Origin of the sequence: Niallia sp. Man26 (genome assembly GCF_022049065.2) — a bacterium.
In the GTDB taxonomy this organism is placed as follows: Bacteria; Bacillota; Bacilli; order Bacillales; family Cytobacillaceae; genus Niallia.
Genome location: NZ_CP095743.1, coordinates 1747210 through 1762193, shown reverse-complemented (window position 1 = coordinate 1762193; position 14984 = coordinate 1747210). Strand labels below are relative to the sequence as shown.

At 37.6% G+C, this 14984-nt stretch carries 11 protein-coding genes; 4 read left to right on the top strand and 7 right to left on the bottom strand.

Going from position 1 to position 14984, the window contains the following annotated elements:
- The first annotated feature begins 32 nt into the window (after window positions 1–32).
- Window positions 33–1151: a potassium channel family protein gene (locus L8T27_RS08955; protein WP_237941329.1), complete on the top strand. Its 1119-nt coding sequence runs from the start codon at window positions 33–35 to the stop codon at window positions 1149–1151.
- Here L8T27_RS08955 and L8T27_RS08950 read toward each other — a convergent pair.
- Complete coding sequence (locus tag L8T27_RS08950; RefSeq protein WP_237941328.1) at window positions 1107–1442, bottom strand: antibiotic biosynthesis monooxygenase; 336 nt, start codon at window positions 1440–1442, stop codon at window positions 1107–1109. The two genes, L8T27_RS08955 and L8T27_RS08950, sit on opposite strands and share 45 nt — an antisense overlap.
- Before the next feature lie 202 nt (window positions 1443–1644).
- Between L8T27_RS08950 and L8T27_RS08945 the strand changes: the two genes are divergently transcribed.
- Both L8T27_RS08945 and L8T27_RS08940 read left to right on the top strand, forming a co-directional pair.
- Window positions 1645–2607, top strand: a complete 963-nt coding sequence (locus L8T27_RS08945; RefSeq protein WP_233314026.1) for a processed acidic surface protein — start codon at window positions 1645–1647, stop codon at window positions 2605–2607.
- Complete coding sequence (locus L8T27_RS08940) at window positions 2597–3175, top strand: class D sortase (protein WP_237941327.1); 579 nt, start codon at window positions 2597–2599, stop codon at window positions 3173–3175. The genes L8T27_RS08945 and L8T27_RS08940 overlap by 11 nt, the downstream gene beginning before the upstream one ends.
- Before the next feature lie 26 nt (window positions 3176–3201).
- Here L8T27_RS08940 and L8T27_RS08935 read toward each other — a convergent pair whose 3' ends face one another.
- The 6 genes from L8T27_RS08935 to ltaS all read right to left on the bottom strand — a co-directional run bounded on the left by L8T27_RS08935 (window position 3202) and on the right by ltaS (window position 13431).
- Complete coding sequence (locus tag L8T27_RS08935; RefSeq protein WP_237941326.1) at window positions 3202–3909, bottom strand: class I SAM-dependent methyltransferase; 708 nt, start codon at window positions 3907–3909, stop codon at window positions 3202–3204.
- A gap of 97 nt (window positions 3910–4006) precedes the next feature.
- Window positions 4007–7357 carry a hypothetical protein gene (locus L8T27_RS08930; protein ID WP_237941325.1) on the bottom strand — a complete coding sequence of 1117 codons (3351 nt, stop codon included), beginning with the start codon at window positions 7355–7357 and terminating at the stop codon, window positions 4007–4009.
- Between the two features lie 128 nt (window positions 7358–7485).
- A complete protein-coding gene (gene helD / locus L8T27_RS08925; RefSeq protein WP_233314030.1) occupies window positions 7486–9810 on the bottom strand; it encodes an RNA polymerase recycling motor HelD in 2325 nt (774 codons plus the stop codon).
- Between the two features lie 191 nt (window positions 9811–10001).
- The gene (locus L8T27_RS08920; RefSeq protein ID WP_237941324.1) at window positions 10002–10805 is read right to left on the bottom strand and encodes an MFS transporter; all 804 of its coding nucleotides are present in this window, start codon (window positions 10803–10805) and stop codon (window positions 10002–10004) included.
- Window positions 10802–11254, bottom strand: coding sequence for an MFS transporter (locus L8T27_RS08915; RefSeq protein WP_237941323.1), 453 nt, complete (start codon window positions 11252–11254; stop codon window positions 10802–10804). Before L8T27_RS08915 ends, L8T27_RS08920 begins: the two co-directional genes overlap by 4 nt.
- Window positions 11255–11469: 215 nt before the next feature.
- A complete protein-coding gene (ltaS, locus tag L8T27_RS08910) occupies window positions 11470–13431 on the bottom strand; it encodes a lipoteichoic acid synthase (protein ID WP_233314760.1) in 1962 nt (653 codons plus the stop codon).
- A gap of 475 nt (window positions 13432–13906) precedes the next feature.
- Between ltaS and L8T27_RS08905 the strand changes: the two genes are divergently transcribed.
- A complete protein-coding gene (locus L8T27_RS08905; RefSeq protein ID WP_237941322.1) occupies window positions 13907–14956 on the top strand; it encodes a M42 family metallopeptidase in 1050 nt (349 codons plus the stop codon).
- Window positions 14957–14984 lie beyond the last annotated feature (28 nt).

Sequence of the window (14984 nt, the reverse complement as noted above, 5' to 3'; positions counted from 1 at the left end):
ATAGTTTTTTATTTGAAGAAAGGAGGCTTTGCATGTATTTCTTTGGCCGAATTTGGAAAGTGATCATCAGCTTCAGCTTTTCAGCGATACTGCTCGTTACCATTATTGTTCTAATAAGTGCTGCATGGGTGTTTCACTTTTTAGAGCCTGCTACATTCCCAACCTATTTTGATAGCTTGTGGTTTACAATGGTCACTTCTACAACCGTTGGTTATGGAGACTATTATCCTCAAAGTGTGCCAGGCCGCTTATTTGCAATGGTCTTTTTCTTATACGGTATTATGACATTGACTGTTTTTATCGGAAAAATGCAGCAAATGCTTTCTGACTATAAAAGATTAAAGGAGGAAGGAAAGCTGGACTACAAAAAATCAGGTCATATTATTTTTATTGGTTATGGAAAAAAGACAATGATAGCGCTGAAAGAGATAAAAAACGCCAGCCCTGAGATGGCAATTGTGCTGATTGACAGCAAGCTTGCCAAAAACCCATATGATAATGATTATGTTTTCTTTATAAGTGGAAATCCAGCCGAAGATAAAACATTACTGAAAGCAAATTTGCCTGTGGCTGAACGGGTGTTTATCTTCTCAGATGAAAGGATAGAGGATGATTTAGCAGCGGATGGAACAACTGCGCTGATTGCATTAGGCGTTGAGGATTTATCCAGTGCTTATCATGTAAATATGCATACTACTGTTGAAATTCGTAAAGCAGCACATAAGGAGCGTTTTAAACATGCGAATGTAGAACGTTTCATTTATTCCTATGAATCTGTCGGGCTGCTATTTGCCAGAGAATGTCTGCATTCTGGAAGTGCGACTCTGTTTAATGATCTTCTGTCAAATGAAAGAGGCTCTGACTGGCATCAAATAAAAGCCAAGCCAGAATGGATTACATATAAAGACGCTGCACTTGGTGTGTTTTCTTTAGGTGCAACATTACTAGCAGTGAATAATGATCTTGATGTCGCCACGAGAGCAGCAGAGCCCCTCCCGAAAAATGCGACACTAACGATTGTTTGCACCGACAGTTCTATCACTAATTTTTACCTGGACATAATTTGGGCTCTTTGTGTGTTTAAAACCAATCAGCCCCATTTTTTATTAATTTGCTTCTGTAGATTGCTTCCCTTTTTTAACTGCTTTTAATTCATATTTGCCGACAGTCACAGAGATTATATGATCCGGCTTTGGCTTACCAAGATTTTTGCGGTGTCCTTCAATATGTGCCGGGCTCTTTTCCCAATTTTTCCATGCTTCTTCTGATTCCCATCTGATTAATATCAGCACTTCTTCGTCACCGCGGCGGACTTTTTTTACATATACGCTAATGTCGACAAAGCCTTCCTGCTCCTCAATTATTCCCCCTTTACTGAACCTGTCCACAACAAGATGTGATGTTCCTTCCTTTACGACCATATTTCGTGTAATAACAAACATAACTCTATCCCCTTTCCAAATTATATATACATATATTTTATTGATAAAGATTATCATTGTCAATTAAAACCCTTCTCTTCATCTTCCTGTCTGAATAAATACAAGGAAAAAATCAACTTTAAGCACTTTTTTTGGAAAGACTGTATTTTTTTCTCGTAACGACAAATAATACCAATAATTAGATTTATTGGAGGTCTTTCCTATGTTTAAAGGTTATACTCTTGCACTGCTTGCCTGCTGTTTGTTTGTTATGTACCCGCTCGATGCGTTTGCTGCTCCTACTGGTGAAGAAGTCAGTCAGCTTGCCGACTCCCTCGGCTGGACAGTTGATGATTTAGAAAACTACTTAAGCGATAAAGAGCTCTCTGTAGAGGAGTTTGATTCCATTAAGGAATTGAAGGATTATCTCGGCACACCAATTACGCCAAATAACTTAGATGCCTTATTAAAAAACTATAATATGACAAGGGAAGAACTTGATATTCTTCTGACAGGATTTAATGAAAATGTTCAAGATTACTGGTTTATTGAGGATTTAGACGTTGCGATTGATTTTTACCAGAATCACGAAGAGCAAATGCAAAGTCTAGAGGTATTCCTTCTCAATGCAGGAATGACGGAAGAAGAAACGGCAAATCTTTACCACCATTTTAAAAAGCTGGATAAACAAACACTTGCCGAAAATATTTCAGCCTGGAAGGAATTACTGCAAGGATTCGCTGCGATGGATCAGGAAGAGCAATTATCTGCTTCTAGCAAAGAGACATTGCTGTCGATGTGGAAAAGTGTCAGTGAACAGCTCGAATTGACACCTGTTTTCTACTCTGTTGATGACAATGGCAAGCGGGAAAAAATTGTTTTAGATGAGTTTCTCCAAGCACCGCAGTATGACACTGTCGCACTTGAAGTATTCGACAACAATAACGACTTGCTTGTCGATACTGTCATTTCTCCAGAGAAATTAACAAGCAACTTTGCTGTTGCTGCTGCTGACAAAGTCGTAAATCTTGCTGAATTAAGCGGTAACTTAACAACACTTTATGAGTCTCAGCTGCCAAACACAGCGTCAAAAGTCCCGTTATACTTATTTATCGGCTATTTGCTTGTATTAATCGGCTGCTTTATCCTTCTTGGTAAAAAGAGCAAAAAGCTTTATGAAAAGTAAAGCTGTCAATAGCCTATCTTTGCTTGCGTACTTCCTAGTGATTATTGGAATGACATTCATCGTGTTTAATTCCATTATTCTGTTAAGAACACATGAGCAGATACCTGTACAGGACAGCACAGACAATCCCTCTTTCGATAAAAAGGATCTACCATTAAAAGAAGGCGAATGGTTCGGTGTTTTAATTGCACCGAGCCAAAATAAAAAGGTGCCCATTTATGAAGGCACAAGCAGCGATATTTTATCGAAAGGGGCTGGTCATTATTCAGCCAGCGCTTCTCCTGAAGACAGTGATAATACGATTATATCAGGACATCGTGATACGTACTTCCGTTTTTTGAAGGATGTATCAAAAAATGATAAAATTATTATCCAAACAAAAAAAGGGATTTTCACCTACCGTATCCGAAAAACCGATATTGTTTCTGCTTCGGCTGATAATATATTAACACCTAAAAGCAGACCGATTTTAACGTTAACGACTTGTTTCCCTTTTTCCTATATAGGCGATGCGCCTGATCGGTATATTTTAACGGCAGATTTAATAAAACAGGAAATAAATAAATAAATAAGCCAAGATGCTACCTATCTTGGCTATTCTTTCGTTCCTTTTACAACAAGAAAATGCGGATGACTCATCAAGTAATCATAACTTCCCCTAGCCAATTCTTTTAGCTGCTCTGTAGGCTTTAGCTCTTTTACTGCATTTAGCTTGAATGCTTTTGTTGTTTCATTAATAATAGCATGCAGCGGCCTGCGGTACATCGGAACCTCAAATTTTTGTCCGTCTTTATGCCAAGAATCTACATAAGCTTCCGTTTCAAAATAGCCTTGTTCGCCTGCATTCTTTATATCCATAAATGGATGATGAACAGAATAGATTATCTCACCACCCTTTTTTAATATCCTGTTAAACTCTTTAAATGTGCTGCTCCAATCTCGGATATAATGGAGGGTTAAAGAGCTGACAATGATATCAAAGGAAGCATCCGCAAATGGCAGTGCTTGCTCTAAATCCACACAGTAAATTTTACCCCTTTCACCAATTCTCCTTCGTGCCACTTCAACCATTTGCGGGCTGATGTCAATCGCAGTTACGCTAGCGCCTCTAACAAGCAGTTCATTTGTATACCAGCCTGCTGCACAACCGGCATCCAGTATGCTCTTATCGCTTAGGTTCTCCGCGATTTCAGCAAGCATTCCCGGTCTTTCGTATTCTGCATTATAATAACTAGAACTATCCACTTGTGTTTCATAAATAGTGGATAAAGCATCGAATACCTTCCGTAATTCTGTTTTCATCCTTAAGCCTCCCTCACCTTTTTTATCCTTTGTTTATATTCTTGATATAAGCAAAATATCCTTTATCCAAGCAAAAAACCATGCAAATGCATGGTTTTTAATTCCATTTCGTTAAAATGGCCGCTAGTTTATTTTTCCATTCTTTTAAATATAAACTAATATTTCTTCCGCTTTTTTGCTTTTGCATTTCATACAGGCTGGCAGACGCAATTAAGATTGTGCCTGCGATAAGCAAGTACGCCCACCATGGCATAACACCCCAAAATGGTCTTGTTTGCAGAAGTACATTTAATAGAAGCACCCCTATGCCGATGAAAAAGTAGGATTTATACCGGAAATAAAATCCGCCGATAACAGACAGTAAGGAAAGTGTCCCTAAAATGATAGCATCTGTTATAGCAGAGGTTCTCAATCCGTCAACACATAAACTTACGGCAGCAATAAGCAGGAAGCCCCATTCTGCTCGTATGATGAATTGCTTAAATGGCGCCATGATTTTTTTGCTTGCCCAAAATAGCAAAAACCATGGGAAAAGCAGAAGCTCCATTCGATAATAAACTGATATCTGCCATTCATGGAGCAATATATAATATGGCTGCAGCAACAACAGCAAAGCAAGCATTTTTACTGTCCACGTAAATTTAATGCTAACTCTTCCCTTCTGGATGTATGCAGTTAATGCCATAAGCAATCCAGGCACTGCCTTCATCCACCATACATCCACGTGCGAAAACACCAAGAAAAGGAAGGCTATAAAGCCACTGATAGTGTAGAAATCAATGGATAACACTTTTCCATTTTCAATGAGAAGGATTTTTTTATAAAGATACATACCAATACAGACAAGTGCGACACCAATTAAAGTGTAGAGAATAAAGCGGTCTGTTGGCAGAAACCCTTTTGCGTATATTAACCGTTCTGCACTAATGAACAGGAGCAGCATTGCAGGTGCGACAAGAAAATGCTTCCTGTCCAGATGCGTAATAACTAAGTATATAATCAGATAAAACAGTGTGGCAAAAAAGACTGAATAAGAAAATACTGTAAGCACTTGCCACGAAATGATTCCAATGATGCTAAATGGGATAAAAAACAGGAGCAATGATCTGCTGCTCGCGCTTAAAACAACTCTGTGCAGGAGCAAAAGTATACTTGTAAATATAAAGGCTTGTGATACGGCAGGGACACTGTCAATTACAAGCAGCTTTTCTAAAGTAAAAAATAAAAAGAAAGATAGATAAGCCCCATATTGCAGCAGCACGTTAAAATACTTCTGTTTAACAAAATAAGCACTTGCCGCATAAGCAAAAAAGCTAAAAACAAAATGAATGCTTGCGTCACTATAGTTAAACCAAACATCCAATAGTAATGCAAATGGCAAATACAAATGACCAATAAAACTTAAAGGCATTTTAAAGTCTTTGTTTTTTATAAGCACGGCGGCAGTCATTAGAAATATCCAGCCATATAGTGCTGCTTTTTCAAATAACCAGTCAGATGAATCAAATAATAGGTCAATGGCCGAAAAATAAGTAAAACAAGCTACTGCTGATACAAGCCAAGCCAATGGTTTTTCCCGTTTTTTCCTATAAAACAGGTAAAAGACAAAGATGCCTGCAGCATATACTGCTGTTCGTGCGAAATCATGAGTAGATGGTGATGTAACAGTCAGCAAGATTGAGACCATATACATGATTTGGCTAATATAAAAACCATTTATGCCTAGTTTTTGATTTTTATTAGAATACCATTTGCACACCGATAATAATGTGATACTGCCAAGTGCAGTTGGACATGCTATCCCAAGCTCTCTAATGACTGGGACAGCTGTGTATAATGCTGCAAACGCAAAATATCCGACAATAGGAATAACAATGTCCAGTAATGAAAAACCAATCATATCTACCTTTTTATATTGGATATACAATAATATTACTCCAAGAAGGATAAGCATAAATACTACTTCCCATCCTCCAAAGAAAAACATCCCGCTTCCATATGCGCAAACAGCAAGTGCCCAAATGGAGATATTTGTTGAACTTCTTTTAATTAACTGAAGCATGGAAAACTTATTAAATATCCCTAAAACTAGCAAAAGGAAAAAGGCAATGACATAGCAAGTCACTAAAAAACTGTTTAAATTGGTGACAAAATCCCATTTTACTGCAAGCTGCCACAGACTGCTTCCCCAAAGTACTGCTGGGAAATAGGCAATGATGCCATGATAGAATCGAGATAAATAAACAAATTGTGCTCCAAGCAGTAAAAACGTACAGGAAACTATAAGAGAACCATACCAAAATAGTTCTAAATGAAAAACAGCACTATACAGCAGTGACGCCAAGCCGACAGCAATACTTGTGTATTCCCATGTTTTCCCTAAGTACAAGTCATTCCTCACCAATTTGAGCAAAAGGAATACAGCTCCTAAAGCAGCAAAGGCTAATGGCTGGAAATTGAAAATAAGATCATTTGAAAAAAGCTGATATGTCCCGGCAACAGCGGTCACTGTAACAAAAAAATGATAGTCCTTTTTTTTCGTTTGTAATAAAAATAAGAAATAAACTGCACTCATTAACAAAAAGTTCCAACCTTGAAAAACAGCAGATTCATAGAAAAAGCTTAGAAAAAGGGTTGTAACTGCCATATGAACAAGCAAATATACTGGAAGCAAACGATAGTAGCTTGAAGCCCATTTGTATTTCTTCTTTATTCCCATAAACAGAATGACTGCTAAATTAAAAATAACCATCAGCAAGACAAATACATCAAGCGGCACATACAATGCTGCAAACGCAAAGGCAAAAGCTGCTGAGACAGCGATTAATACTAATATGCGAAAAATGAGCGATTCTGTTATTTGTGCACATTTATGATAGACAGGAACAAGGATAATTCCTGCCATGACACCAAATAAATATTTGCCATCCCCGGGGACTGAAAGATACAGGCCTGCCAAGCGAAAATAGCTGACTGACAGAAATCCAATTGGTAAAAACAAACCGCCTAGCACAGTAAAGGCAAAAGCAGTTTTTTCAATCTTCACAAATACTTTGGCTACATAGCCAAAGCCGAAAAACAAAATAGACACAAAGAAGATGCTCGCAGCCTTCATCCAATCTGCCATTGTGCTCCAATTGCTTGTAGCAACAAATAGCCCGCCAATTATAAGCAGAAAGACGCCGATATACAAAAGATACGAAATATTTCTTTCGCGTATTTCTTCTTTGCTGCGGATTTTTTTTGGTTTTTTCGGTTGAACCGGCTTGGAGTTTACTTGTTTCTCTGTATAGGTTGAAACAGCCGTTTTAGCCTTTTCTGCTGCTGCTAATTTTTCATCATCAACATAGCTGGTATAGCCGCCTAACACTTCATCATACGTTTGTTCCCGTATGTATCCACGCGATTTAAGCAGTGCAAGCTTAGTCAAAAATGGATTTTCTGTCATTTCTATTAACCCCTTATGATCATTTTGTACATAATGTGTAATTTTACATTATTTAATACGAAATTTCAATATTATGCACAAAAGTAATAAAAAAGCCGCTTAGGTTTATGTCTAAGCAGCGATTAAGATTAATTTGAAATTTTTATATATGTGTAAGTATCTTCCGCAATATTATTTAGGAATGGACTAGGTTTATCTTTTTCTTTATAAACATACAATTCATGCATTGCTCTTGTGCAGGCAGTATAAAAAAGTTCTTTTTCGAGCTCATTCACATATGCTGAGCTGTTATAAAGGATAACAGCGTCAAATTCAATTCCTTTTGCCAAGTAGGCAGGAACAACAGAAATACCCTTTTCGTAAGAAATAGTTCCCTTTTCTAATAAGCGGACACCGCCTAATCCTTTTAAGGAGTCATATACTTCTGTACTTTCCTTTTGTGTTTTACAGATGACTGCAATTGTTTTATGACCCGCCTCTTTTAAGGTCTGCAAATCTCCTTGCAAATTAGCCAAGATTACTGCTTTATCAGCAGCTTCCTTAACGACTGGCTTATTTCCATGACGGTTAAATGGCTCAATGTCATCCCCATTATGAGTTAAACTTCTAGTAAACTCGATGATTTCTTTCGTGGAACGATAACTTTTCGTTAGAGTAATTTTCTCGACGTCTTCATTGCCATCCCGTATAAATTCATCATTTCCATGTGCAAAGATAGCCTGGTTTAAGTCACCTAAAAATGTCATTTTACTGTACGGGAAAAGCTCTTTTATATAGCTGATTTGGAAAGCGGAATAGTCTTGTGCCTCATCGATAAACACTTGCCTGATGCTTGTGCTTGCTTTTTTCCCTTCAAGCTTATCCTTCAAATAGGAGTAAGGTGTTCCATCTTCATTCCAAAGCAATCTCTTTTCTAGATTCTCCGATGTATCAGTGATAATTTTGTCCCAGTCTGTGTTTGACAGCTCTGCTGGCGTTGGCGTAATCTCCCTTAATGCGTTTTTGTATATTTGGCTGTAATCGATAAACCGGAGATTTTTTATCCTTTTATAAATTGATTTAAACCGTTTGTTCACAATTACCCTGCGAAGAACAACTTCTTCTTTGTCAAAATAAGTAAACTCATCTAAGTCATTATTTTTTTTCTGTGCTTCTTTAAAGGCATTTAAATAATCTTCTTTATCCAGAAGCATCATTTCCTCATCGACCCAGCTCTGTTTTCTTTCTGTTTTCGCATGCTTGCGCATTTCTGCTTGTGCCCAGTCCTTTAGAAGCTGCATTCTATTAGGTATAGTGATATGCTCTTCGGACTCATAAAATTTCCGTTCTAATTCTTCCTTAGAAATCAGGACTTTCTTTCGGAAAGAGATATCTTTAAAAACAATCCCTTCCTGCATTAATCCTTCTACATATTTATCAAGCTCATTTTTAAAGGAAAGACTGCTCTTATATTGAATCCCTGCAAGACGGAGCTTATGGCTTTGCACATCCTCATCGGAAAGAAGAGCTTCCAGCTGGGAAAAGGGATCTTCCACTTCTAATGATTTTCCAACACGATTGACAATATACTCATGCCAAGTTGTCTGCTGCATATTCTCCTCTCCTAATTCAGGAAGAACGGTGGAGACATAGCTGTTAAATAACGGATTGGGTGAAAACAGCATGATATTATCCGATTTAAGTGTCTTACGGTGCCTGTAAAGGAGAAATGCGACACGCTGCAGTGCAGCCGAAGTTTTGCCGCTGCCTGCGACGCCTTGAACGATTAAATATTTGCTCGTTTCATTGCGGATGATTTTGTTCTGCTCCTTTTGAATGGTGGCGACAATGCTTTTCATCATCGAGCTTGCATTAGTGCCGAGCACCTCAAGGAGCAATTCGTCACCGATCGTTACGCCAGTATCAAAAAGATTTAGAATTTTTCCATCACGAATCAGAAATTGCCTTTTTAATAAAAGCTCTCCACCAATTTCTCCTTCTGGTGTCATATATGCAGCCGCACCTGGCGAATAATCATAATAGACACTGGAAATAGGCGCTCTCCAATCATATATTAAGAAATTTTCTTCGTTTTGGTCCATCAAGGAAGTAATGCCAATATAAATGGCTTCTGCTTCTTCGCCTTCTTCCTTAAAATCAATTCGGCCAAAGTATGGTGAGTACTGCAGTTTCTCTAATGTCTTTAGCTGCTTATGTATTTGGCCGATGCTTCGCTCTCTTTCACCCAACAGTTCTGCCTGCTGTCTAAGACTGATATGCGTCTCTAAGACGTCATCAGGCTCGTCAAGGTTAACCGTGACATCTTCCCAAAAAGTTTCACGAAGGTGTCCTGCATCACCGCCAACTTCTTTTCTGTTTGCTTCTAATTTATTTATTTTTTTGCCGATTTCCTGTATTACCATATCTGCTCTTTGTTGCTCTGTTGAGATTTCTTCTATATCCTTTTTGCTCATTTTTTCTACCACTCCTTGTACTTTACTATTTGACAAGCAGGATTTTTTATGATAATATAATATTAGATAGTTATAAATATTTTTATATGTTGTTATTTATAACTTTTCAAGTATATCATAATTTTCTTTACATATCTATAGAAATCATCCCATGCTAATAAGAAGCATGGGATTTTTTGCGTTTTCATTTTTTAAATCTTCGCCGCGGTTCTTTTCAAAAGAAGCGTATCTTTTCTCTTTAAGTATACGTAATAAGCAAAGAAAAATACACCGCTTAACGCTCTCAAAACAGATGATATATTCATCGCACTGTATATATTCGTCATTTCCAGCAGCACTACACCTGCTTGGGGTGCTACAAATGCAACAAGTGCCAAAAGGATATTATAATTTGATATACTTTGACTTCTTGTTTCTTCATTGGTGCTGTCCAGCAGCTGATTAAACAATAGCAGAACCGTTCCTGACACGAATAGTCCAGCAAGGAGATTAACAGCAACTATATAAGGTAAATTAGTGGATAGCACCGTCATAAATGGAGTTGTTGCCATCCCTAACGATACAAGGACAAGCATTTTAGAATGGGAATGCTTTTCAGCCATCCTGCCCCACCATTTAAAGCTGACAATTTGTCCGATGGAGTTGGCGACAGCAAACAAACTGATCCATAAACCAGTAGCTCCAGCGTACTTTATTTGATAGATGCTGAATAATGACCAGCACATTTGCCATGCAAAATTAAAAAACAAACTGCATAGCAGAAAATATAAAAAAGGTTTATGCTTAAAAACTGTTAAACCAAACAATGATTTTTTAACAGCTGTTTTTGGTTTTTCTTTTATCGGTTCGACATGTCTTTTTAAATAGATAATTTCAACTATTCCGCAAAGGAAGGCAGCGATAAATAACAGCTGGTATGGCAACGGATTGCTTGAATCAAACAGCTGCAGAAACAAACCGACAAGGAAAGTTGATATCATTGCTACAATTGTCATAACCTTATTGCGCGTGCTAAAAAATATATTTCGCCTCGTTTCTGAAACATATCAGCAATTAAAGCCTGCCATGATAAATTAGCAAAGGAAAAAGGCAGATTCATCAAAGCGACAAGGAGAATAAATGTCCAGCTTTGCATTGTCTCTGGCAGGAAAACAACTAATGCCATCCCAATTAGAAAGATACGCGCCATCATAAAGGAATATACTGTAAACATTTTTTTACTTTGCAGCCTGTTCATGATGACGGAACCTATAATCATCGCAAACATTCCAACAAATTGCGGCAATGAGCCGATCAGTCCAAGCTCATAGTTACTAACACCAAGAACACTAATAGCGAAAAGAGGAAAATAATTATTAGAGATATTAAGAATGAGAGTAGTATAAATCCCGTTTTTAATACTCCATTTTTCATTAGCGCTATTCACCTGTTCATGCTCATCCATTATTGAATCCATCCTTTTATCGAATAGTTTTTCCTATCAAAATTTATTTCGAATTCTGAACTTTTCCACTAGTAATAATACTCCCATCCTATCGCTGTTACAAGTACTTTTTGAGAAATAAAAGTACAATTTTTATAAAGCTTATATAAAAGGAATAAAAGCTGTTGTTTGCAAATAAAAAAGCCGTTTATCCAATTGGATAAACGGCTTTACTTTTATTCGCCACTATCTGTTGTTGCATTTGTTTCTGTTTCAGACTCTGTTGAATCTTCACCATTTTTTACATAGCTGTAATCATCTCGATTAATTGGCGTGAACCCTTTTGGCGTATAGAAACGCAGCAGATCTTTATTTACGATAGCATCAGATGTTTGCAGCTCTGCTGCTGCACTTTCTGCTTGCTGTGCACATTCTTTGCTGTCTAATAAATCACCGCTATTCGTATCATAACAATTGTCTCCGATTTTTGTTACGGTCGGTGACACATAGTCTCCGTTACGGAACGGTATTGTTTCACGATGATCTTTTGACAGCAAATCAGATCCGATTTGCAGATAATCCTTTGTGTCTACGCCTAATAAATGAAGCACTGTCGGCATAACATCAACGTCGCCGCCATACTCGCTGACAACTTTTCCTTCAGCACCAGGAACGTGAATGAATAATGGGACACGTTGCAGCTGCGCATTCATTAACGGTGTAATTTCATCAACACCCATAACCTTTGCCATTGCAGTATTATGGTTTTCAGAAATACCATAATGGTCTCCGTACATGACAACCATTGTGTCGTCATATAAACCTTCTTCTTTCAAGTAGCTGAAGAATTCTTTAATCGACTCATCAAGATAATGAGCAGATTGGAAATAGTCGTTTACAACAGAATCGCCAAAATCACCAGCAGGGAAGTCCGTATCTCCTTCATCCATTTCAAAAGGATGGTGGTTAGACAATGTGATGAATTTTGTATAGAACGGCTGTTGCAATGATTTTAAGAGCGGCATGCTTTCCTTAAAGAAAGGAATATCCTTCATACCGTAGTTCTTTGTATTTTCTTCGGACATATCATAGTATTCTGCATCAAAGAAATAATCATAACCAATTGATTTGTACATTTCATTTCTGTTCCAGAAAGTCTTGTAGTTACCGTGGAACGCCGCAGAAACATAGCCTTTTGTCTTCAGGATAGCTGGAGCAGACTGCAATGTGTTTTGCGCTTTGTTCACGAACACTGAGCCTTGGCTCATTCCATACAAAGAGTTATCCATCATGAACTCAGCGTCAGAGGTTTTCCCCTGGCCTGTTTGATGGAAGAAGTTTTCGAAATAGAATGTGTTTTGGTTACCAACAAGAGAATTCAAGAACGGCGTAACTTCTTCTCCGTTAAGCTTGTAGTTAATAATAAAGCTTTGCAGTGATTCAAGAGAAATATAAACGACGTTTTTGCCTTCCGCTTTTCCATAATAAACGGAATTCGGCTCTGCGAAGTTAGCGTTGATATAGTTTTGCACTTCCGTTATATCACTGCTGTCAGCAAGAGCTCTTTGGCTTTCTGAGCGGGCATTCTGCACGACATCATAAATCGTAAAGTTATATGCGCCCAAATATTTCACCAAATAGTTTCGGTCAAATGATCTGCTTAAAAGCTGTGGACGATCTGCTTCTGCAAGACCTAAGTTGATGATAAACACCAAGATTGCAAGAGCAAACACAGATTTGGCAGCTCTTCTATTTTTTTGAACTTTAGGTTTATAAACTTTCGTTGCCAGCAATACTATTAGTATAATCACATCCAGGAAGTACAGGATATCAAATATGCTCATCAGCGAGTTGATGCTGTCGCTGAGCTGGCCACCGTTCACCTTCACCTGCATAACAACAGGAACGGTGATAAAGTCTGTAAAGAATCGGTAGTACACGATATTTGCATAAAGCAATGCAGACATGATTCCACTTATGACAACTATCATGATTGATTGTGCTTTTCCTTTAATAAACAAAGCAAGTCCTATAAAGAATAAAGCAGAGCTTAACGGGTTTAAGAACAGAAGGAATTGCTGCAGTGCACCTTCGACTCCAAGGCTGAACTCAACCTTATAAGCAATATACGTTTTCATCCAAAATAAAATAATGGCGATTAAAAAGAAAGAAGAATGTTTAGAGAAAAATTTCTTCATTAATTCCGCTGTACCTTTCAATCATATTCACCTCAATTCAAGTTTGTAGCAAAAAATCCAATACTGATTTCATCGGCTTCTTACTTAGCCTTTTTTTTGTAAATTTTATTGTCTAATCCTAATACAATTAGTAAAAGCCTATGTTCAGCCTTAATCGAGATGTGTTTTGCCTTTACATCAAAATACCGTTTAAAATTATAACACAGGATGATTCAAAGAGAAATAAATAAATATGCCTTCTTTTCCACTAATATCCTTCACATAGTGTTTACAAAAAGCATATAAATTCTTCAAATTAAACCCATCTTACATTAATTACAAAAAAAATGCTAGTGAAATACTATAAGTAAAAAGAATCAAAATACTTCGTTAATCAAATTAATTTTTCCCTCCTATTTCAGGGATTTCTTTAAACTATATCTTCCAGAATTTTTCAAGTATAATAAAATAGATACTTTAGCAGGAGGAATTTAGCATGAATAACTGGAACAAAGAGGAGTTCTTTGAGACACTAGAGGGCTTATTAAATATAAGCAGCCCTTCTGGCAATACCGATACCATTATTGAATACATAGAACATCAGCTGCAAGCTGACGGAATCAGCACGAAAAGAAATAATAAAGGCGGCTTGATTGCAACCATTGGTGGTAAAAGCTCTGACAAACATAGGATGCTGACTGCACATGTCGATACACTAGGAGCAATGGTGAAGGAAATTAAAGCAAATGGAAGGCTTCGTCTTGACTTAATAGGCGGCTTCACCTACAACAGCATTGAAGGTGAAAACTGCCGCATCGAAACGGCAACAGGCGATGTATACACAGGAACCATTCTGCTTCATCAAGCATCTGTTCATGTATATAAAGATGCAGCCAAGGCCGAAAGAAACCAGGCAAACATGGAAGTCAGAATCGACGAACGTGTCTCTACTGCAGAGGATGTTAAAAAATTAGGAATTGCTGTAGGTGATTTTGTATCGTTTTATCCAAGGGTAGAAATGACTAAATCAGGCTTTATTAAATCTCGTCACTTAGACGATAAAGCTAGTGTTGCAATTCTTTTGCATATTATAAAGAAACTGCAAGCTGCAACAGATACTCTACCCTATACAACTCATTTCCTTATTTCCAATAACGAAGAAATTGGCTATGGCGGAAATTCCAATATACCAGCAGAAACGGTTGAGTATTTGGCTGTTGATATGGGTGCAATGGGTGATGGCCAATCAACAGATGAGTATACTGTTTCCATTTGCGTAAAAGATGCAAGCGGTCCTTATCATTTAGGGCTCCGTAAAAAGCTGGTGAAGCTCGCAGAAGATAACAGTATTCCATACCAGCTTGATATTTACCCCTATTACGGCTCCGATGCTTCTGCTGCCATCCGATCAGGACATGATATTATACATGGATTAATTGGTCCTGGAATTGATTCATCTCATGCGTATGAAAGAACGCATTTTTCCTCGATTGAGGCAACGGCAAGCTTAATTTATGCTTATGTATGGAGTGAAATGGTTAAATAACTTAAATTATTCATAAAAAAAACAGCGG